Origin of the sequence: Streptomyces sp. CBMA156 (assembly GCF_014596515.1) — a bacterium.
GTDB lineage: Bacteria > Actinomycetota > Actinomycetes > Streptomycetales > Streptomycetaceae > Kitasatospora.
Window position 1 is genome coordinate 1 of record NZ_MSJQ01000439.1, and the last position, 18,617, is coordinate 18,617.

An 18,617-nucleotide genomic window follows, 5' to 3' on the forward strand; every position below is an offset into this window, starting at 1 on the left:
CGGCCCCGGCGCCCAGCCCGGCGGCCGCCACCGCCCCGCCCGCGAGCAGTCCTCGGCGCCCCACCCCGCCCCCCGCGGTCGGTGGCTGGTTCGGCTCCTTTGCGGCTTCGGCATGCATGGAGCACATTGGAGACGATAGAACACGCCGTATGCAACTTTTGACCACACGTCACTTTCGTTCCGCCACGACGCCGTCACGCGGGACCCCGGCCGTCAAGCGCCCGCCCGTCCTGCCCGTCCTGCTCGCCGCCGCCGTCCTCGCCCTCTCCGGCTGTTCCTCCGGCGGCTCGTCCTCCTCCGACGCCAGGCACCCGGGCGGCACGGTCGTCCGGGTCCCGCAGAACTTCCCGACCATCCAGCAGGCCGTGGACGTCGCCCACGAGGGCGACACCGTCCTGGTCGACCCAGGCACGTACCGGGAGAGCGTGCGCCTCACCAAGCCCCGGGTCGTGCTGCGCGGCACCGACCGCAACACCGTCGTCCTGGACGGCGGCCTGAAGCTGGTCAACGGCATCACGGCCTCCGGCCCCGGCTCGGTGGTGGAGAACCTCACCGTCCACGGCTACCTCGCCAACGGCGTGCTGTTCACCGGCGTCACCGACGAGAAGCTCCAGCAGCACGGCGCGGGCGGCTCCGCCTACGACCCGCTGGACACCGTCCGCTTCCCGCCCCTCCAGGGCTTCCGCGCGGGCAACGTCACCGCGTACAACAACGGCCTGTACGGCATCTACGCCTTCGACGCCCGCGGCGGCGTCATCGAGGACTCGTACGCCTCCGGGGGCGCCGACTCCGGCATCTACGTCGGCCAGTGCAAGCCCTGCGACACCCTGGTGCGGAACAACACCGTCGAGCGCAACGCCGTCGGCGTCGAGATCACCAACGCCTCCGACAACCTCACCGTGGTCGGCAACCGGATCACCGGCAACCGGGTCGGCGTCACCGTCAACTCCAACGACCTCGAAGCCCTCGCCCCGCAGCACGGCGCGGTGATCGCGGGCAACGTCGTCACCGACAACAACGCCGCCGACACCCCCCAGCAGGCCGACGGCGCCTGGGGCATCGGCATCGGGATCGGCGGCGGCACCGCCAACCAGGTGCAGCGCAACCTGGTCCAGGGCAACCGCGCGGCCGGCGTCGCCGTCACCGACCCGCCCGGCCACCCGGCGAGCGGCAACCGGATCGAGGGCAACCGGGTCACCGGCAACGGCACCGACCTGGTGCTGGCCTCCGTCGACCCGGGCAACTGCTTCACCGGCAACCAGCCGGCCGTCCAGAGCCCGGACGGCCTGGAGACGCTGGCGGGCTGCGCCGTCCAGGGCCGGACCGCCCCGCCGTTCGGCCGCACCAGCCCCGTCCAGTCGCCACCCGGCGTCCCGTTCAGCCAGGTCCCGGCCCCGCCCGCCCAGCCGTCGCTGCCTGATCCGAGCGCGCCGGGCCGGCCGGCCACCGACCTCCCCGGTCCGGTCGACGCCGGCGCCTACCCGCTGCCGGAGTCCGCGGACGCCCTGCCGAAGCACTGACGGGCACTGACGGGCACCGCCGGTGCCCGGCCGGGCCGGTTGGACCGCCCATCCGCCCATCCGCCCATCCGGCAACCCGGCCGTGCGGCATGATCGGTGCGACCGTCGGACGATCCGGTCATCCGCCACGGGGAGGGGCCGCATCCGATGTCCGAGGCCTGGACCACCGACCTCGTCCTGGGCTGCGCCGTCCTGCTCGGCGCCTCCGTCCAGCGACTCGCCGGCATCGGCTTCGCCCGGGTCGCCGCGCCCGTCCTGGTCCTGCTGCTCGGCCCCGGCGACGGCGTCACGCTGTCGAACCTCGCCGCCGGCGCCATCAGCGCCGCCGGGCTGCTGGGCAGTTGGCGGCAGGTCCGGCTGACGGCGATGCTGCCGCTGGTCCTCGCCGCGGCCTGCACGGTGCCGGCCGGAGCCTGGGTCGCGGCACGGGTGCCGGCCCCCGCCCTGCTCACCGGCATCGGCGTCCTGGTCACCCTGGCCTCGGCGCTGGTGCTGCGCGGGGTGCGGGCGGCCGCACTGCGCGGGGTGGGCGGGGCCCAAGGGCCTCTCTTATGGATCAGGTCGGATCAGCGCGCGGCGTTGGAGTGCGTGCATCGCAAGGCGGAGGAGGGCGTCCATGCGGAGCATAGGCAACCGACGACAACGCAGCGAGGTGCGTGCTCCGGCGTCGCGCGCCCGGCATGATCCATAAGAGAGGCCCTGATCGCGGGCGCCACCAGCGGGTTCATGAACGCGGCCGCCGGGGTGGGCGGCCCGGCCGTCTCCCTGTACGCCGTCAACACCGGCTGGACGGCCCGGGAGTTCCTGCCCAACGCCCAGTTCTACGGCGTACTGGTGAACGCCTTCTCGCTGGCCGCCAAGGACCTCCCCGCGCTGTCCGGGACGGCCTGGTGGCTGGTGGCCGCCGCACTCGCGGGCGGCGCGGCGGCCGGCCGGCTGCTCGCCGCGCGAGTACCCGAGGCCCGCGCCCGGCAGGTGGTGCTGGGCCTGGCGCTCGCGGGCGGGCTGACCACCCTCGCCAAGGGCTTCTCGGGGCTCGGCTGACCGGCCCGGCGCACGGCCGCCGGCATCCGCCGCCGCCGGCCCGTCCGTCCGGAAACCCGCCCGAACCGAGCGAAACCCCACCCGACACTCCGGACGGCACCGGACGAGCCCGACACCCGTGCCGACACGGGCAGTTCGGGACACCACCGACAGTTCGGAATCCGCCCGAACAGTACTCCGCGGACATGACATACTGCGTCGGTGACCTCAGCTGACCTGGCCGCAAAACCGTCCAAAAGCCGCCCTCAACTGGGTCGGAAGTTCCACCTGTTGTGGTCCGCGTCAGCGATCTCCTCGGTCGGCGACGGCATGCGCGACTCGGCCCTGCCGCTGCTGGCCGTCGCCGTCTCCGACTCCCCCAGCGCGGTCTCCGTGGTCTCCGTCGCGGCGTCCCTGCCCTTCCTGGTGATGTCGCTGTACGGCGGGGTGCTGGCCGACCGGGCCGACCGGCGGCGGCTGATGTGGACGATCGACGCCCTGCGCGCGGTCGTCGTCCTCGCCTTCGCCGGCTGGGTCTTCCTCGCCGACCCGCCACTGGTCGCGCTCGCCGCGCTGGCCTTCGTGCTCGGCTGCGGCGAGACGGTCTTCTCCAACGCCGCCACCTCGGCCGTCCCCGAACTGGTCCGCCCCGACCAGCTCGACGCCGCCAACGGCCGGTTGCAGGCCAACATGCTGGTCGGCGGGAACCTGATCGGCCCGCTGCTCGGCTCGGCGCTGTTCGCCGTCGCCGTCGCCTCTCCCTTCGCGGTGGACGGCCTCTCCTTCGCGCTCGCCGCCGTCCTGGTCGCCGCCACCGGCCGCTCCACCACCCCGCGCACCCGAACGGACCGCTCGGTGCTCACCGAGATCCGCGAGGGCGTCAACTGGCTGGCCCGCCACCGCGAGGTGCGGATGCTCGCCGTGCTCTCCACCCTCGGCGCGCTGACCTGCTTCATGGGCACCACGATGATGGTCCTGATGGTCACCAAGGTCATCCACGCCCCCGCCGCCTCCTACGGCATCGTCCTCGCGGCCGGCGCGATCGGCGGCACCGCCGCCAGCACCCTGGCGGGCCGGCTCAGCCGCCTGCTCGGCCGGGGCACCCGGATCGCCGTCGCCTTCCTGCTGATGGGCGTCTCGCTGATCCTGATGGGCCTGAGCACCTCGGTGGCCGAGGTGGCCGCGCTGTACGGCGTGATCGGCTTCGGCATCGTCACCTGGAACATCCAGGCGATCTCGCTGCGCCAGCAGGCCGTGCCGAAGGAACTGCTCGGCCGGGTCAACAGCTGCTACATGCTGCTGACCCGCCTCGGCATCATGGCCGGCGCCGCCCTCAGCGGCTGGATCGCCTCCACCGTCAGCATCCGCACCCCGCTCTTCGTCGGCGGCGGCCTGCTGCTGGTCCTGCTGGTCGCGGTGCTGTTCCTGCTCCCGCGGATGACCGCGATGGAGGCCGCCCCGGCCGCCGCGGCCGCCGCGTCGGAGGCCGACTCCGCCGAGGCAGGCTCCGCCGAGGGCCGGTAGCCCCCGCCGCTCCGGTACGGCGGCCCCCTCGGGCGGGCCGAACGGCCGTGCACCGGACGCCGGTTGACCTCCGACCGCGCCCCAACCGTGCCCCGACCCCCACTCCGGCGGCACGCCGTTCCGACTCCGGCCGCAGCTGGCGGGAACGGGTATCGCGATATATCGTGAGTTCCCGTCCGCGCCGCCGGCCCCGTCGTGCGACGCCCCTTCGCCGAGCCCGGGACGGAAAGCATGCAGGGAGAGATCGTGTCCGCCGGAAAGCACTCCGACCCCGGCAGGCAGCCCGGACTGCGGGCCTCCCACGCCGACCGGGACCGGGTGGCCGAGCAGCTGCGCGTCGCGGCGGGGGACGGCCGGCTGACCGCCGAGGAACTGGACGAACGCCTGGAGGCGGCCCTGTCGGCGCGGACGCTCGGCGAGCTGTCCGGACTCACCACCGACCTGCCGCCGATGACGGTCTCCGCCGAGGGTGTCGTGGCGGAGGTCAGGGACGTCGTCCGGATCGACCAGAAGTGGAGCCGGGTCAAGCGGACCGGGCGCTGGGTGGTGCCACGCCGCCTGGAGATCGTCACGGAGTGGTCCGCGGTGACGCTCGACTTCACGGAGGCCGTGATCACCGAGAGCACCCTGCGGATCGACCTGGACATGCAGGGCAAGACCCTGACGCTGATCACCAGGCCGGGCATCGTGGTCGACGCCGACGACCTGCGGCTGGAGTTCAGCAAGGTCAGGAACCAGGCCGCGGACTCCGGCACGCCGGTCGTGCTCCGCGTGGAGCTGGTCGGCAGCAAGAGCCACGGCCGCGTGGTCGTGCGGCGGCCGCGGACGAGGGACGGCCGGTGGCGGACGGGGAGACGCGCAGCCCTGCCCGCCCGCGACTGAACCGCCCGGCGACCGACCCGCCCCGGGGCCGGGTACACCCCACCCCTCAAACTGACCATGGACAGCTCAAGCCACCGTCGGTAGCATCCTCCTGACGGACCGACAGATCCGGGCCCGCCGCCTCCGGTGCGGCCCCTGGCGGCCCGCACCGGGTGCCGCGGCGATGCCGCGCCCCCGCCCCCGAGCCGGGCGCCGGATCGCTCCCCCGTCGATCCGGCGCCCTTTCGCGTTCCCTCCCCCGGCGCCCCCGCCGGCCGAACGGCTACCGCGCTCCGGGCACCGAGTGGTGGATCGCGGTGATCGTCGCGGCGGCGTCGAAGCCGAGCACCGGGTCGGGCCGGCCGGCGAGGAGACCGGCGTAGAGCGGGCGGTAGTGGGCGACCTTCCGCCCGGTCCGGCCGTCGGTGCCGAAGGTCGCCAGCAACTCCCCCTCCCGGGCGGCGAATCCGGTCATGGCCGTGTGGTCGATCCAGATCTCCACCCCGGACCGGCCGAGCACCAGGCTGCTCTCCTTGCTGCTGGATCCCGTCAGCCAGCTGCTGCGCAGCCGGGCCGTGCCCGCCTCGCCCCGGGAGCGGAACCCCACGGTGCACCACGCGCTCGCGCCGCCGTCCGTCTGGCTGAGGCCGGTGAGCTCGGTGAGCTCGACGAAGCGGGTGAGCATGCTCAGCTGGTTCACCCCCGAGTCCGTCCAGCTGGAGACGTACGAGGCGAAGGCCGCCTCGCTGCGCAGCACGTAGGGGTCGTAGAAGGCCGAGGTGATGGCCGTGACCGGCCCCCAGTCCGGGTTCGCGGCGATCAGCTCCGCCGCCCAGTCGACCTCCGGCGAGAACGCGAAGTGGTGGGCGGTGAACACCCTGCCCCGCACGTCGGCCCTGCCGTCCAGCGCGCGCAGCGCACCGAGGGCGGCGCGATCGTGCACCAGCGGCTTCTCCACCAGCACCCGGGCCGTGGAGCGGAGCAGGGCCAGCTCCGTCAGCTCGGCGTGCGTCTCGGTCGGTGTCGCGAGGACCAGCAGGTCCGGCTGGTGCTCGTCGAGCGCCGTGGCGAGGTGGCCGTAGTGGTGCGGCGCCGAGCCCCGGAACGCGACGGGCGTCACGGAACGCGGATCGACCGTGAACTCCAGCTCCACGTCAGGCCGTTCGGCGAGGACGGCGAGGTGGGTCCCGGCGATGACGCCGACCCCGACCAGGCCCACGCGTACCCGTTCGGTCATGAGTCCCTCTTCCCCTCGTCCGCTCCGGCCCCGCACCCCGGGGCTCCGGCGCCTCGTCGTCGCGCCGCCACCTCGGCACACCGGCCCAACGATACGGCCGGGCCGTCGACCGATTCGCCCCGCGGGCCGTGCTCCACCGCCTCGCGGGCCGTGCCGAGGACGAGGCTGCCGGTCTCGGCCGGGAGGCCGGCGTCCGCGAGGTGTTCGGGCAGGGCGTCGAGGGCTCGGGTGGTGAGGAGGGCGCCGAGGACGGCGGGGCCGAGGGCGCCGCCGACCTGGCGGAAGGCGTTGTTCCCGGCCGCCGCCATGCCGGCCAGGTGGTGGGGGACGGAGGAGACGGCGGAGGCCGTCATGGGGGCGAAGACGGCGCCGAGGCCGAGGCCGAGCAGGACGAGTCGCCAGGCGAGGGAGCCGTACGAGGTGTGGGCGTCGAGGCTGGTCAGCGTGAGCAGCGCGGTCGCCGTCAGGACCAGGCCGGTGGTGATCAGGACGCGGGCGGAGACCCGGTGCATCAGCCGTCCGACGGGTATGCCGACCAGGAGGGAGGTCCCGGACACCAGGACCATCCGCAGCCCGGCTTCGAGCGTGGTCAGGTGCTGGACCAGGCCGAAGTACAGGCTCAGCACGAAGAAGAAGCCGATCAGCCCGAGGAAGCTGATCATGGCGACCAGGGCGGTGGCGGTGAAGGCCGGGCTGCGGAACAGGGCCAGGTCGAGCATCGGGCTGGTGCTGCGGCGCTCGACGAGGACGAACGCGACCGCACCGAGCGCGCCGAGCACCAGGGCCGCCACCACGGCGGGCTCGCCGAAGCCGTCGGCGCCGCCCTCGATGACGCCGTACACGACGGCGGTGACCGCGACGGCCGCGGTGATCTGCCCGGGCCAGTCGAGCCGGCGGCCGTGCGGCGCGCGCGAGTCGGGCAGCAGGAACGCCGCGACGACCAGCACGGTCAACGACACCGGGATGGGCAGCAGGTAGATCCAGCGCCAGGCGACGTGGTCGAGCAGCACGCCGGCGATCAGCGGGCCGACGGCGAGCGAGGCCAGCAGGGACGTCGCCCACAGCCCGATGAACCTGCCCCGCTCCCGGTGGTCCGGCACCGCGTGGCTGATCAGGGCGAGCGTGGTGGGCAGCAGCGCCGCCGCCCCCAGGCCGGAGAGCGCCTGCCCGGCCCACACCACCTGCACCGAGTCCGCGGTCAGCGCGATCGCCGCGCCGAGCGCGCAGAAGGCCATGCCGGCCTGGAAGACCCGCTTGCGGCCGTGGACGTCGCCCCACACGCCGGTGGTCAGGATGAGCGCGGCCATCGGCAGGACGAACGCGTCCGGCACCCAGGACAGTTGGGCCGTCGTGGCGCCCAGGGCCCGCTGGATCGCCGGCAGGCTCACCGACACGGTGGTCACGGGAAGGTAGGCGACGAAGACGCCCAGGCAGGCCAGGACGAGCGTGACGGCCCGTCCGGCCCTGGGGTCCTGCACCGTTGCGGAGTTCACGAGGACGTTCCTTCGGCTGCGGAGGGTGCCGCGCGGGCACCCCTGTGCTGGATGAGCGCCGCCGTCCGGCGCGCGCCCTGCTCCGGGAGCGGGCACACCGGCGGAGCCGCCGCTGTCCGCGCCGTCCACCGATCACCCGCGGAGCCGCCGACCAGCTTCGCCCCGGGGCCGCCGGACCTCCCAGGCGATCCGGCCCGGCGTTGCCAAGCCTCCATCCGGCCGGTTCGCCATGGCAGGATTCCTCCATGCCCGACGATCTGGACCGCAAAATCATCCACGGACTCCACTGCGCCCCGCGCGTCTCCTTCCGCCGCCTCGGCGAGGTCGTCGGGGTGTCCGAGCAGACCGTGGCGCGCCGCTACAACGCCCTGCGCCGCAGCGGCGTCCTGCGGGTCGTCGGGCTGAGCAACCCGGCCGCCCACGGCCAGGCCGAGTGGATCGCCCGGCTTCGCTGCCGCCCGGACGCCGTGGGCCCCCTCGCGGACTCCCTCGCCCGCAGGCCCGAGGTCGCCTACGTCGGCGTCGTCTCCGGCGGGGAGATCGTCTGCATCATCCGCTCACCCGCCGGCACCGCCCGCGACGACATCCTCCTGCGGCAGCTCCCCAGGGCCGCCTCCGTCCTCGACCTGAGCGTCGACCTCGTCGTCCACGCCTTCGGCAGCCCGGACACGGCCGGCTGGACCGGCGCGGAAGGCTCCCTCACCGACGACCAGGTACGACGGCTGACCGAGGACCGCCCCGTCCCCGGCAGGCCCCCGCTCGCCCCGGGCGACGAGGACCTCCCCCTCCTCGAAGCCCTGGCGGAGGACGGCCGGGCCTCGCACACCCGCCTGGCCGAACTCACCGGCTGGTCCAAGCCGCGCGTCGCCCGGCGGCTGGAGGCGCTGGAAGCCACCGGCTCCCTCACCTACGACGTCGACGCGATGCCCGAACGCCTCGGCTACGAACTCAACGCCGCCCTGTGGCTCCAGGTCGACCTGTCGCAGCTGCACCGCATCGGCGAGGAGATCAGCCGGCACGTGGAGTGCGCCTGCGCCTTCGCCGTCAGCGGCCGGCACAACATCATGGCCATCGTCATCTGCAAGGACACCCCCGACTTCTACCGCTACCTCAGCAGCCGCGTCGCCCGCATCGAGGGCATCAGGGGCTACGAGATCAGCATCCGGGTGCGCCGCCTCAAGCAGTCCGTCTCACTCATCCACCACGGCCGCCTCGTCCACCCCACCCACGCCTGACCTGCCCGGACATCCCCTCAGCGCACCCGCCCCCGCGCCTTCAGCGGGATGTCGGGCAGCGCCGGGGCGGCCAGCCGGTCGCCGGCGTAGCCGTGCACCTCGCCGAAGCGGGTGCCGGACTCCCAGTCCTCCCGCGCCCGCGCGATGTCCTCGGTGGTGCGGCCGATGAAGTTCCACCACATGACGATCTTCTCGTCGAAGGGCTCGCCGCCGAGCAGCAGGACGGCGGCGTCGCCGTGGGCGCGGAGGGGGAGGTCGGGGCGGCCGCAGCCGAGGTAGAGCATGGAGCCGGGTTCGACCGGGACGCCGTCGACGTCGACGCGGCCGGTCATGGCGAGGACGGCGTACTCGAAGTCGGGGACGAGCGGGAGGCGGAGCTCGGCGCCGTCGGTGAGGGCGAGGTCGGCGCCGACCAGCGGGGTGTGGGTGGTGCCCGGCGAAGCAGCGGTGTCGAGGATGCCGAGGAGGACGGTGGCGCGCAGGCCCGGGCGGGTGAGCACGGGCAGGTCGGGGTGGTGCTCGAAGGCGGGGGCGGTGTGCCGGCTGGCCTCCGGAAGGGCGACCCAGAGCTGGGCGCCGTGCAGGTGGCGGGCGTGCGGGCGCGGGGACTCCTCGGAGTGCGAGATGGCCCGGCCCGAGGTCATCAGGCCCAGTTCGTACGGCCGGACGGTCTGGAGGCTGCCGAGGCTGTCGCGGTGCAGCACCTCGCCCTGGTGGAGCCAGCTGACCGTCTGGAGGCCCATGTGGGGGTGCGGCGGGACCTGCATGCCCGGCTCGTCGGCGATGTCGTCGGGTCCGTAGTGGTCCACGAAGCACCAGGCGCCGACCATCCGGCGGCCCAGGTTGGGCAGCAGCCGGCGGACCATCGTGCTTCCACCGAGCGGAAATTGACGGGCCGTCAGCAGATCGCGGACTGGGCCGGTGCTGGCCTCGCGGCCGCAGCTGGTCGGGGCGGGCTTGAGGTCGAGGTTGCTCATCGCGGTTCCACCACCGTACGGAGAGGGCCGGGCGGGGCCCCGGAGGGCGCCGCCACCGATCATCCGTCACGGTGCGGCGTTCCTCCACCCGCGCCCGGCCATCCGGCGGCAGCCGGGACCCCAGCGCGGCAGCCGGCACCAGGGCGGCAGCCGGGGCCGGCGGGCGGGCCTCAGTGCCCGCAGGCCCACCAGGCGTCCGCCGTCGCCTTGTCGGCGAGTTCCCGCAGGTTGCGGACCGCCTCGGCCGGGTCCTCGGCCCCGTACACCGCCGAGCCGGCCACGAACACGTCCGCGCCCGCGTCCGCGCAGCGCTCGATCGTGCCGGCCGAGACGCCGCCGTCCACCTGGAGCCACAGTTCCAGGTCGTGCCTGGCGATCAGCTCCCGGGTGCGGCGGATCTTCGGCAGCATGATGTCCAGGAACGCCTGGCCGCCGAAGCCGGGCTCGACGGTCATGATCAGCACCATGTCGAGCTCGGGCAGCAGGTCCTCGTAGGGCTCGATCGGGGTGCCCGGCTTGAGCGCCATCGAGGCGCGGGCGCCCTTGGCGCGGATCTCGCGGGCGAGCCGGACGGGCGCGGCGGCGGCCTCGACGTGGAAGGTGACGGAGCCGGCGCCGGCCTCGACGTACTGCGGGGCCCAGCGGTCCGGGTCCTCGATCATCAGGTGGCAGTCGAGCGGGATGTCGGTGGCGCGGGCGAGCGACTCGACCACCGGGACGCCGAGGGTGAGGTTGGGCACGAAGTGGTTGTCCATGACGTCCACGTGCAGCCAGTCGGAACCCCGGGCGGCCTCGGCCTCGTCGGCGAGCCGGGCGAAGTCGGCGGACAGGATGCTGGGGTTGATCTGGGCCATGGCCGACTACCTTCGTGCGAGGGCTTGCGAGGGCTGGGCGCCCCGGAACGGGCACCTCATCCCATCATCCCGTGCCGCACCGCCGCCGACCGCACCCCACGGCCACCACGTGACCGTCGTCACACCCGTTTCGGGGTTACCGGGGCCTTCGCCGTGGTCATCAGCCCTGGAGCGGTCCACGCACCCACCCCGGCGGCCCGAGTACGTCCCGGCACGTCCGAGTTCGTCCCGGTAACTCCAGGGCGCCCGGGCACTTCCGAGGACGGGGACTCGCCGCCGCGGCGCCTGCCGGAGGCCGTCCCGACCAGTCGAGTTCCCGCCCCGTCGGGAGCTCCGTCCGAGGAAGGTCTCCCGATGGCCGATCTCGTCCATCCCGCCCGCGCGCTGTGGTGGCTCTTCGAGCCGGTGCACACCGTCACCTACTTCCTGCCCGAGGGCCGCGCCGCCTTCGAGGAGGCCGGTCTGCACGGCCGCCTGCACGGCTACTTCGCCAGCCGCGCGGCCCCGCTCGGCGCGGTGGACGCCCCGCCGGTGACCGCCGCGTTCTTCAGCTTCTCCCCGTCGATGGTCGAGCGTGCCCTGCCGGAGGTGTGGAACCACGCGAGCCCGGACGAGGCGCTGGCCGCCCGGCTGAAGGGCTCGGCGGCGATCCTGGGCGGGCTGCTGGAGCACGTGGACAAGGACCAGGTCGAACTGGTCGCCGGGACGCTGGAGCAGGCAGCCGCCCGGCTGGACTGCGCCGGCCGGGTGCTGGCCGCGGCCAACGCGGCGCTGCCCCGCCCGAGCGGCCTGTACGAGCGGCTCTGGCAGAGCGCCACCGTGATGCGCGAGCACCGCGGCGACGGCCACGTGGCCGCGCTGGTGGCGGCCGGGCTGGACGGCTGCGAGGCGCTGGTGGTCCGCTGCGCGATGGACCTGCGGCGCGAGGACCTCCAGCCGCTGCGCGGATGGACGGACGCCGAGTGGGAGGCGGCCGCCGAGCGCCTGGTCGAGCGCGGCTGGCTGACCGCCGAGGGTGCGGTCACCGAGCTCGGCCGGATCGGCCACCAGGCCCTGGAGGCCGCCACCGACCTGGCCGCCGCCCGGGTCTGGGAGGACTACCCGCGGGCCGAACTCGACCGGCTGGCAGCCGCGTTGAAGCCGATCTCGGCGCTCTGTCGCAGCCGGCTGCCGATCAACCCGATGGGGCTGCCTGACAACCAGTGACCGGACAGCCGGCGACCGGACACCAGTGACCGGTCGGCGAGGTCAGCCGGCGAGGTCAGCCGGCCGGGGACGCCCCGGGCGGGCCGAGCACGATCCCCCGCCCGGCGTAGAACTGCCCGAACGACCGCCACGGCACGCGCGCGAAGGCCTGCGACTCCCCCGGGAAACCGGACGGGTTGTGGATCAGCAGCGCCGTGTCCGTGGCGCCGACCGCCAGCACCAGGTGCCCGCCGCGCCGCACCGGCTCCGGCCCGTGCGGCTCCCGGATCGACGGGTGCACCGACACCATCACCAGCCGCCCGCCGGCCACCTCCGCCGACACCTCCGCAGGCGTCAACTCCCTTGCGTCCGCGGCCAGTCCCCAGCGGCTCCGGACGTAGGAGGCGAACGGTGCGTGGATCAGCCCGCGCAGACCGTCGCCGTCCCGTACGTACCCGCCGGCCGCCATGCACTCGCCGGCGAGCGCCATCGCCGCCGGGGCCACGCCCCACCAGTGTTCCAGTGCCATCCGCAGGCAGGCCACCCCGCACAGCCGCCAGGACCACCACGCGTACTCCTCCGGGGTGGCCGCGCCGGACTGGCCCCAGCGCGGGTCGGCGGAGGCGTCCAGCCGCCCGTCGACGATCTCCCGCACCAGTTCCGCCGACTCCCACTGCGCCCGGTACGGCACATCGTGCACCACCCGCAGCGGCCGTACCGGCGCCTCCGGCCGCGCCCCGCCCTGATCCACCATCCCCCGAAGCTCTCACGGCACGGCGACCCGGACAACTCGCGACACTCCCGTGCCGCCCACGCTCAGGCGACCGCCGCCTACTCGCCTGCCTTGTCCGCCCCGTCCGCCCCGCCGCTCCCCGGCTCCCGGTGGGCCAGCCGCTGCGCCGCGTGCCGGCCGCGCGCCTCCACCGGCAGTGAGCCGGTGGCGCCGGCCAGGCCGAACGGCGGCATGTCGAAGTAGATCGACTCGTACCCGCCCTCCGGCACGATGTACGTCTCGTGCCAGAGCCCGACGTGTCCGCGCGCCTTGCCCTCCCGCAGTTTGCGGTTGGCGATGCCCCACACAGTGTGGTGGAAGCCGTCCGGCGCACTCGCATAGCCGTACAGCTTCTCCTTGGACTCCCAGTACTGGACGACGTAGTAGGTGCGCGGCGAGGCGGTCAGCAGGATGCGGCCGCGCAGGCCGCGTTCGGGGGCCCGGCGCAGCTCGTACAGCATCCGGAACATCGCGAACATCACCGGGCCCCAGTGGTGCACGGCCCAGAACCGGTTGATCCGCATGCCGATCAGCAGCACCACGGTGTCGCCGGTGGCGGCGGCGGTGGTGTAGCCCGGCTGCGGCCTGGCGAACAAGGACATCCCTGCCTCCCCGCACCCATGCTCATGTAAGCGGTGATTACATCAGCGCCGGATGACCCGGTCAAGGCTCGCGGCAACCACAATTCGACTACCGCGCAGGTCGGTTGGCGACACCCTGGCCGAAGGCGTCGAGCACCTGCCCGGCCAGCTCCTCCGCCCTCCCGGCCGGCAGGTAACCGTCCACGATCATCTGCGCCAGCCCGTACACCAGCGCCTGCCCGGCCAGCCCGACCAGCGCCGGATCCCCCGGGCGCAGCCGGCCCGCCTCCTGGTCGGCGACGATCAGGTCCGTCAACGCCCGGTCGATGCCGTCCAGTTGCTCGCGCAGCTCGGGCTCCCTGACGGCTGTGAACACCCGTGAGCGCACCAGCTCGAACCGGCGCGGATGGTGCAGCGCGTACCGGACGAACCCCAGTCCGATCGCCCGCATGCCCGAGCCGCCGTCCGGCCCGGCAGCCGCCAGCTGCGCCTCCTGCCAGCCCACGAGGTCGGCCAGCACCCGGTCCGCCAGGGCGGTCAACAGCGCCTGCCGGTCGGCGAAGTGGCGGAACGGCGCCCCCGCCGACACCCCCGCCCGACGCGCCACCTCCCGCACGCTCACCTTCTCCTGCCCCTGCTCGTCCAGCACCTCGAACGCCGCCGCCACCAGCGCCTCCGGCAGCGCCCCGTGGTGGTACGCCCCCCGGCCCCCGCCACCCTCCCCGCCCTGCGCCCGCGCCCGCATCTGCTCCCGCTCCCTCATGCCTGCCTTGCTACCACAGCGGGGCGATTCCCCATCCGCGTCACACCCTCCGAACGGAGCCCGATGTCCACTCCCACCTCCCGCCCCACCGGCCGCACCAGCCGCGCCGCGACCTTCGCCGCCGCCTACGTCCTGCTCCGCAGTTCGGCCGACCTCGCCGACCACTGGATCCAGACCGACCACCAGGCCGACACCAAGGCCGACCGCTCCCCGCACGGCCGCCGCGCCTGCGCCGCCCACGTCGCGACCTACACCGCGGTCCAGGCGGCCGCCCTGGTCCTCGGCGGCCGCGCCCTCGGCCTGCGCCCGAAGCCGCGCCGGGTCATCGCCGCGCTCGCCCTCTCCGCCTCCACCCACTACCTCGCCGACCGCCGGGAACCCCTGCGGCGGGCGGCCGAAGCCACCCGCCGCGGGAACTTCCTGCGCCTCGCCGACCACGGCATGAACGGGGGCTACATCCTCGACCAGGCCTTCCACCACGTCGTCGAGACCTGTGCCGCCCTCATCGTCGCCCGCTGACCCCGCCCGCCGGCCTCACCCGGCCTGCGGGTGCCACCCCCCGAGCCGCGCCGCGGCGACGCGCACGGCCTCGGGGTCCGTGACCAGGAGGCTGCCCCCGCGCCCTTTCGGCCAACCGCCGAAGGGAGGATCGGAGGTGAGCCGCCGCACCGTGTCCCGCCCGAGGCCGAGGCACTCGGCCACCTCCTGCTGGGTGATCCTGAGGCACACCGGCCCGTCCGGCTGCCCCGCCCCCTCCGCGTGGTCCAGCAGCGGCAGGACGAGACGGGCCACCCGGGCCGCGCCGTCGCCGGACCGCAGGATCATCGCCCCCTCCCGCCCCCGGCCGGAGACGTACGGCAGGAGGTCGTTCCACCACTCGCGGCGGAACTCGGCGCTCCTGAACCGTTCGCCGGAGATCATCACCACCTCGCACTCGGTGCGCGCCCGCACGGTGGCCGTACGGGAGGTCAGTTCGAGCGCCGCCATTTCGCCGAGGAGGTCGCCGGCCCCCCGGATGGTGATCAGCTGTTCGGCTTCCCAGTCCCGGCCGCCCCCGCTCTGCCACACGTCCACCAGACCGCCCAGCAGGGCGAACACGTCGACCCCCGGGTCGCCCTCACGCATCGGCGTCCACCCCGCCGGACGGGTCATCCGCGGAAGGCCCCTGAGGAACGCGACCCACCGCTCCTCACCCACACGCTGACGGAACGTCCAGTGCGGCCCGGGCGAGGCCCCGGGCCCGGGCCGCCGAGCCGTCCGGTTGGCAGCCGTCGGCGAACCCGCCGAGAAGTTGTGGCAGTTTTTCATGCCGGGAGATTAGAGGCCGCCGCGCCCAACGAACCGCGACCATCCGACAGTTGGAGCAATGTCCAGGACTCCCCCCGGTTACCTGCTACCCTCCCGCGCCGCCTGCCGCCCGCGGGATCCGCTGTGGCGCGGGTCACAGGAATTCGGACCTGCCAAGCCATTGCCCGCCGCGCCCCACGCCCAGACTCGTGACCGCCACCGCGCAGCAGGCCGGCCACCCGCCCCCTCACCCCGCCAGGAGAACGCCATGCCCGAACCCCCGCAGCTCCCCGGCGCCTCCAGCCGGCCCCTGCCGCCCTACCAGGGGCTACTCGGGCTGGACGTACGGCGCTACACCGACCTGCCCGGCGTGGTGCAGGCACCGGTCAGCGCCTACCTCGAACCGCTCCTCGACGCGGCGCTCACCGCCGCCGGGCTCGACGAGCTGAGGACGGCGAAGCGCTTCCTGTCGCACTCGGGCGACGGGCTGGCCCTCGGGTTCGCCTCCGAGCTGATGCCCCACGTCATCCACCCCGGGCTCGGCTGCCTCAGCAACGAACTCGCCCGGCACAACGCGGCACCGAACCGCGTCCGGCTCCGGATGCGGGCCAGCCTCCACGCCGGCCACGTGACCGCGGAGGGGTCCCCCGGCGAGGGCAACGGGCCGGCCCGGAACGAACTCCACCGGCTGCTCGACTCCGAGCAGGTCAAGGAAGTCCTGGCGCACGCCAGCCCGGCGACCACCCACCTGGTGGCGATCCTCTCCGACCACGTCTACCGGGAATCGGTCCGGGAGCTCTACACCGGACTGCCCCCGCGGCTCTTCAAGCGCGTCCGGGCGACCGTGCCCGGACGTGACTACAGCGAGTGGGCGTGGATCTACGACCCCGCGCACGCCGGGAACCCGCTCTTCCTGCCCGACTGCGAACGCCTCCACGTACCGAAGTGGACCACGTTCGTGGACACGATCGACCGCCTGCACTCCACGATCCGACGCCTCCTCGACCGCTACTGACTCCGCCCAACGGAAGGAACGCACCCGTGGCCCTGATCACCTACCACGGCATCTTCGACGTCATCCACGCGCGGGTGACCGGCGCCGCCCACCTCCGACCGGCTTTTCTCGCCGTCGAGTTCGAGGGCGAGACCGTCCGCCTCGATCCCGCCGAGGCGCGCGCGGCGCTCTGGGAGGAGCCGGAGGACACCGGGCTGCGCGGCCGGATCTGGTGCCGGGCCGTCGCGTTGGCCCAGCACGACACCCTGTCGACGGCCATCGGCTCGACCGAGGTCACGGGCTGGGTCGAGGCCCTGGTCTGGCTCGCCGCACCACGGCTCGAACGGTTCGTGCGCCAGTCCTCGCCCCGGACCCGGGCCGACCGGCAGGACCTGGAGTCCGAACTGCTGTCCGCCTTCGTCGAGGAGTTGGCCGAGGTCTCACCGGACGACCCGGAGGTCGGTGACCGGCTGCTGCGCGCCGCCGTCCGGCAGGGCCGGAAGTTCACCCGGGGCTCGGCCGACGAGTACCCGAACGAGCACGTCGTCGTGATCGCCGACGCCCGCGACGCCAGGGCTGCCGACAACGGCCGGGTGCCCGCGAGCACCGCGGCCGCGGACACCGGCGGCGCGGTGGTCGTGCCGGACCCCGGTTCCCCCGCGAAGGTCGAAGCGGTTCGGCTCGCGGAACTCACCGACCACCTGGGACTGCGGGAGGTGGTGCGCCGCACGCACCGTCCCGCGCGCGGGTCGCGGGTCGGCAGCCTTTCGCTGCGCGCGGCGGGAACGGCCCGTTGACCGCCCCGCGCCCGAGCGGGCCGCTGACCTTTCCCGAACTGTTCGGCCTCCCGCTGGCCGTCGACATGCGCACCGCCGCCCGGGCCTTCGGGATCTGCCGGCAGACGGCCTACCGGCTCGTCCGGCGGCAGGCCTTCCCCTGCCCGGTGGTCCGCACCGGGCACCGCTACCGGGTGCCCACGGCGGGCCTGCTCACCGCGCTGGGCATCGAGGAACTCCCGCTGTACGCCGACGAGTCGGAGACCTGGGTGAGCGAGCCGCCGCTGCCCGGGCTCGGCTGGAAGGACCTCTCGTGAAGACGACGCCGCCGGTCCCCCGGCACGATCAGCGCCGACCTGAGAGTCCCCGGATGCCGACCACGTGCTTCGTGATCGGCCCCGCCGGGGACCGGTACCCAGGGACCGACACCGGCCGGGCCTCCGGCGAAGCGCACCTCCGGGTCTTCGAGCAGGTCGTCCGGCCGGCGTGCGCGGCGCTGGGGATCGAACCGCTGCACACGGACGACGCCCGGAAGGGCGGGGAGGCCTCCGATCGGATCTGCCGGCACGTGCTCCAGTCCGACATCGTGATCGCCGACCTGACCGACGGAGAGCCGGACGTCCTGTACCAGCTCGGCCTGCGCCACACCACCGGCCGTCCGACCGTCCACCTCGCGGAGCGCGGCCGGCTCCCCTTCGACGCCTCACCCGGCCGGACGATCCTGTACGAACGCTCCCCCGACGGTCTCGCGGACGCCCGCGAGCGGCTCCGGACCGCACTGGACCGGGTCCTGACCGAGGGCTACTCCCCGCTCCCACCGGCCCGGATCCTGCTCGGCCTGCGGTCACGGGACCACGACGCCGCTCTCGGTCCTCCCGGCTCCGACCAGGAGGACCGGGAGGACCGGGCGGGTCCGGAGCGCCGGGAGGAGCCGGAGCACCGGGAGCACCAGGCCGACCAGGAGGACGGGCCAGGCCTGATCGACCGCTTCGCCGCCGTCGAGGCGGAGATGCGGATCGTGACCCAGGGCATCGAAACCATGACGGACCTGGTGAACACCATCGCCAACCTGGCCGAGGACTTCGGGCCCGTCCCGCAGGCCCCCGCCGGTACGGGGAGCGCCCCGGCGGCGACGGCACCCGCCGCGCTCCGGGGACTGGCCGTCTCCCTGGCCGGCCCCGCGTCCGAGCTCCGGGACCGCGCCGCCGAGGTCGCCTCGCGGGTGTCGGGTGTGGACCCGACGGTGCACCGGTCGCTCGCCCTCTTCGAGGCGGCGCCGCACCTGTGGGAGGGATCGCCGGCCCACGACTCCCTGCTCCGGCTCGTCGGCATGTCCCACTCCGCGTGGGAGGTCCTGAAGACCCTCCGGCTCTTCCGGATGACGATGGAGTGGCTCCTCTCCGCCCGCCCCGGCCTCCAGGGCCCGGCCGAGGACATCATCGCGGCCCTCGACCGCCTCACCGAGACCATGGCCCGCATCGAGAGCTGGGACCGGAGGGCCCGCGCCCTGGTCTGACCCGCCGCCCACCGGTGGC

General features: G+C 74.2%; 20 protein-coding genes. 12 read left to right on the plus strand and 8 right to left on the minus strand.

The features are described 5' to 3' along the window. Nucleotides 1-149: 149 nt before the first annotated feature. From BU198_RS39460 to BU198_RS39480, 5 genes are all read left to right on the plus strand, one after another. Nucleotides 150-1,520 (plus strand): nitrous oxide reductase family maturation protein NosD, encoded by a 1,371-nt coding sequence (locus BU198_RS39460; RefSeq protein WP_188301544.1) that lies wholly within the window; start codon nt 150-152, stop codon nt 1,518-1,520. A gap of 147 nt (nt 1,521-1,667) precedes the next feature. Beyond that, a complete protein-coding gene (locus BU198_RS39465; RefSeq protein ID WP_188301545.1) occupies nt 1,668-2,204 on the plus strand; it encodes a sulfite exporter TauE/SafE family protein in 537 nt (178 codons plus the stop codon). 42 nt (nt 2,205-2,246) lie between these two features. Beyond that, entirely contained in the window at nt 2,247-2,564 is a 318-nt protein-coding gene (locus BU198_RS39470; protein WP_188301546.1) for a hypothetical protein, read from the plus strand. A 270-nt stretch (nt 2,565-2,834) separates the two neighbouring features. After that, nucleotides 2,835-4,067 (plus strand): MFS transporter, encoded by a 1,233-nt coding sequence (locus BU198_RS39475; RefSeq protein WP_188301547.1) that lies wholly within the window; start codon nt 2,835-2,837, stop codon nt 4,065-4,067. Nucleotides 4,068-4,298: 231 nt separating this feature from the next. Continuing rightward, nucleotides 4,299-4,949, plus strand: a complete 651-nt coding sequence (locus BU198_RS39480) for a DUF1707 domain-containing protein (RefSeq protein ID WP_188301548.1) — start codon at nt 4,299-4,301, stop codon at nt 4,947-4,949. Nucleotides 4,950-5,211: 262 nt separating this feature from the next. On the opposite strand, the gene BU198_RS39485 is transcribed toward BU198_RS39480, so the two are convergent. Beyond that, the gene (locus tag BU198_RS39485) at nt 5,212-6,165 is read right to left on the minus strand and encodes a Gfo/Idh/MocA family oxidoreductase (protein ID WP_188301549.1); all 954 of its coding nucleotides are present in this window, start codon (nt 6,163-6,165) and stop codon (nt 5,212-5,214) included. Beyond that, nucleotides 6,162-7,658, minus strand: coding sequence for an MFS transporter (locus BU198_RS39490; protein WP_188301550.1), 1,497 nt, complete (start codon nt 7,656-7,658; stop codon nt 6,162-6,164). Before BU198_RS39490 ends, BU198_RS39485 begins: the two co-directional genes overlap by 4 nt. 245 nt (nt 7,659-7,903) lie before the next feature. Here BU198_RS39490 and BU198_RS39495 point away from each other — a divergent pair, with 245 nt between their 5' ends. After that, nucleotides 7,904-8,893 carry an Lrp/AsnC family transcriptional regulator gene (locus BU198_RS39495; protein ID WP_188301551.1) on the plus strand — a complete coding sequence of 330 codons (990 nt, stop codon included), beginning with the start codon at nt 7,904-7,906 and terminating at the stop codon, nt 8,891-8,893. Nucleotides 8,894-8,910: 17 nt separating this feature from the next. On the opposite strand, the gene BU198_RS39500 is transcribed toward BU198_RS39495, so the two are convergent. Continuing rightward, nucleotides 8,911-9,870, minus strand: a complete 960-nt coding sequence (locus BU198_RS39500) for a pirin family protein (RefSeq protein WP_188301552.1) — start codon at nt 9,868-9,870, stop codon at nt 8,911-8,913. 170 nt (nt 9,871-10,040) lie between these two features. Continuing rightward, nucleotides 10,041-10,724 (minus strand): ribulose-phosphate 3-epimerase, encoded by a 684-nt coding sequence (gene rpe / locus BU198_RS39505; RefSeq protein ID WP_188301553.1) that lies wholly within the window; start codon nt 10,722-10,724, stop codon nt 10,041-10,043. A 354-nt stretch (nt 10,725-11,078) separates the two neighbouring features. On the opposite strand from rpe, the gene BU198_RS39510 reads away from it, so the two are divergent. Beyond that, on the plus strand, nt 11,079-11,930 hold the full coding sequence (locus tag BU198_RS39510; RefSeq protein WP_188301554.1) for an SCO6745 family protein: 852 nt from the start codon (nt 11,079-11,081) through the stop codon (nt 11,928-11,930). 55 nt (nt 11,931-11,985) lie between these two features. Here BU198_RS39510 and BU198_RS39515 read toward each other — a convergent pair whose 3' ends face one another. The 3 genes from BU198_RS39515 to BU198_RS43605 all read right to left on the minus strand — a co-directional run bounded on the left by BU198_RS39515 (nt 11,986) and on the right by BU198_RS43605 (nt 14,025). Next, nucleotides 11,986-12,663, minus strand: coding sequence for a C39 family peptidase (locus BU198_RS39515; RefSeq protein ID WP_188301555.1), 678 nt, complete (start codon nt 12,661-12,663; stop codon nt 11,986-11,988). A gap of 77 nt (nt 12,664-12,740) precedes the next feature. Further along, nucleotides 12,741-13,283 (minus strand): DUF4188 domain-containing protein, encoded by a 543-nt coding sequence (locus BU198_RS39520; protein WP_411293290.1) that lies wholly within the window; start codon nt 13,281-13,283, stop codon nt 12,741-12,743. 88 nt (nt 13,284-13,371) lie between these two features. Continuing rightward, nucleotides 13,372-14,025 carry a TetR/AcrR family transcriptional regulator gene (locus tag BU198_RS43605; RefSeq protein WP_262987110.1) on the minus strand — a complete coding sequence of 218 codons (654 nt, stop codon included), beginning with the start codon at nt 14,023-14,025 and terminating at the stop codon, nt 13,372-13,374. 63 nt (nt 14,026-14,088) lie between these two features. On the opposite strand from BU198_RS43605, the gene BU198_RS39530 reads away from it, so the two are divergent. Beyond that, a complete protein-coding gene (locus BU198_RS39530; RefSeq protein ID WP_188301556.1) occupies nt 14,089-14,544 on the plus strand; it encodes a transcriptional regulator in 456 nt (151 codons plus the stop codon). 15 nt (nt 14,545-14,559) lie between these two features. On the opposite strand, the gene BU198_RS39535 is transcribed toward BU198_RS39530, so the two are convergent. After that, nucleotides 14,560-15,333: a Crp/Fnr family transcriptional regulator gene (locus BU198_RS39535; RefSeq protein WP_411293291.1), complete on the minus strand. Its 774-nt coding sequence runs from the start codon at nt 15,331-15,333 to the stop codon at nt 14,560-14,562. A 247-nt stretch (nt 15,334-15,580) separates the two neighbouring features. On the opposite strand from BU198_RS39535, the gene BU198_RS39540 reads away from it, so the two are divergent. Genes BU198_RS39540 through BU198_RS39555 form a run of 4 tightly spaced genes read left to right on the plus strand, consistent with a single transcriptional unit; the run spans nt 15,581 to nt 18,598 of the window. Further along, nucleotides 15,581-16,327, plus strand: a complete 747-nt coding sequence (locus BU198_RS39540; RefSeq protein WP_188301558.1) for a hypothetical protein — start codon at nt 15,581-15,583, stop codon at nt 16,325-16,327. Between the two features lie 26 nt (nt 16,328-16,353). Next, the gene (locus tag BU198_RS39545; protein ID WP_188301559.1) at nt 16,354-17,103 is read left to right on the plus strand and encodes a hypothetical protein; all 750 of its coding nucleotides are present in this window, start codon (nt 16,354-16,356) and stop codon (nt 17,101-17,103) included. Then, nucleotides 17,100-17,399 (plus strand): helix-turn-helix domain-containing protein, encoded by a 300-nt coding sequence (locus BU198_RS39550; RefSeq protein ID WP_188301560.1) that lies wholly within the window; start codon nt 17,100-17,102, stop codon nt 17,397-17,399. The genes BU198_RS39545 and BU198_RS39550 overlap by 4 nt, the downstream gene beginning before the upstream one ends. Before the next feature lie 53 nt (nt 17,400-17,452). Continuing rightward, nucleotides 17,453-18,598, plus strand: a complete 1,146-nt coding sequence (locus BU198_RS39555; protein WP_188301561.1) for a hypothetical protein — start codon at nt 17,453-17,455, stop codon at nt 18,596-18,598. Nucleotides 18,599-18,617 lie beyond the last annotated feature (19 nt).

What these genes read in the sequence shown, in the direction of transcription:
- BU198_RS39485 (WP_188301549.1), bottom strand. Translation starts at nt 6,165, where the DNA reads ATGACCGAACGGGTACGCGTGGGCCTGGTCGGGGTCGGCGTCATCGCC.
- BU198_RS39470 (WP_188301546.1), top strand. Translation starts at nt 2,247, where the DNA reads ATGAACGCGGCCGCCGGGGTGGGCGGCCCGGCCGTCTCCCTGTACGCC.
- BU198_RS39510 (WP_188301554.1), top strand. Translation starts at nt 11,079, where the DNA reads ATGGCCGATCTCGTCCATCCCGCCCGCGCGCTGTGGTGGCTCTTCGAG.
- BU198_RS39495 (WP_188301551.1), top strand. Translation starts at nt 7,904, where the DNA reads ATGCCCGACGATCTGGACCGCAAAATCATCCACGGACTCCACTGCGCC.
- BU198_RS39460 (WP_188301544.1), top strand. Translation starts at nt 150, where the DNA reads ATGCAACTTTTGACCACACGTCACTTTCGTTCCGCCACGACGCCGTCA.
- BU198_RS39530 (WP_188301556.1), top strand. Translation starts at nt 14,089, where the DNA reads ATGTCCACTCCCACCTCCCGCCCCACCGGCCGCACCAGCCGCGCCGCG.
- rpe (WP_188301553.1), bottom strand. Translation starts at nt 10,724, where the DNA reads ATGGCCCAGATCAACCCCAGCATCCTGTCCGCCGACTTCGCCCGGCTC.
- BU198_RS39480 (WP_188301548.1), top strand. Translation starts at nt 4,299, where the DNA reads ATGCAGGGAGAGATCGTGTCCGCCGGAAAGCACTCCGACCCCGGCAGG.
- BU198_RS39500 (WP_188301552.1), bottom strand. Translation starts at nt 9,870, where the DNA reads ATGAGCAACCTCGACCTCAAGCCCGCCCCGACCAGCTGCGGCCGCGAG.
- BU198_RS39555 (WP_188301561.1), top strand. Translation starts at nt 17,453, where the DNA reads ATGCCGACCACGTGCTTCGTGATCGGCCCCGCCGGGGACCGGTACCCA.
- BU198_RS39540 (WP_188301558.1), top strand. Translation starts at nt 15,581, where the DNA reads ATGCCCGAACCCCCGCAGCTCCCCGGCGCCTCCAGCCGGCCCCTGCCG.
- BU198_RS39520 (WP_411293290.1), bottom strand. Translation starts at nt 13,283, where the DNA reads ATGTCCTTGTTCGCCAGGCCGCAGCCGGGCTACACCACCGCCGCCGCC.
- BU198_RS39535 (WP_411293291.1), bottom strand. Translation starts at nt 15,333, where the DNA reads ATGAAAAACTGCCACAACTTCTCGGCGGGTTCGCCGACGGCTGCCAAC.
- BU198_RS39515 (WP_188301555.1), bottom strand. Translation starts at nt 12,663, where the DNA reads ATGGTGGATCAGGGCGGGGCGCGGCCGGAGGCGCCGGTACGGCCGCTG.
- BU198_RS43605 (WP_262987110.1), bottom strand. Translation starts at nt 14,025, where the DNA reads ATGAGGGAGCGGGAGCAGATGCGGGCGCGGGCGCAGGGCGGGGAGGGT.
- BU198_RS39465 (WP_188301545.1), top strand. Translation starts at nt 1,668, where the DNA reads ATGTCCGAGGCCTGGACCACCGACCTCGTCCTGGGCTGCGCCGTCCTG.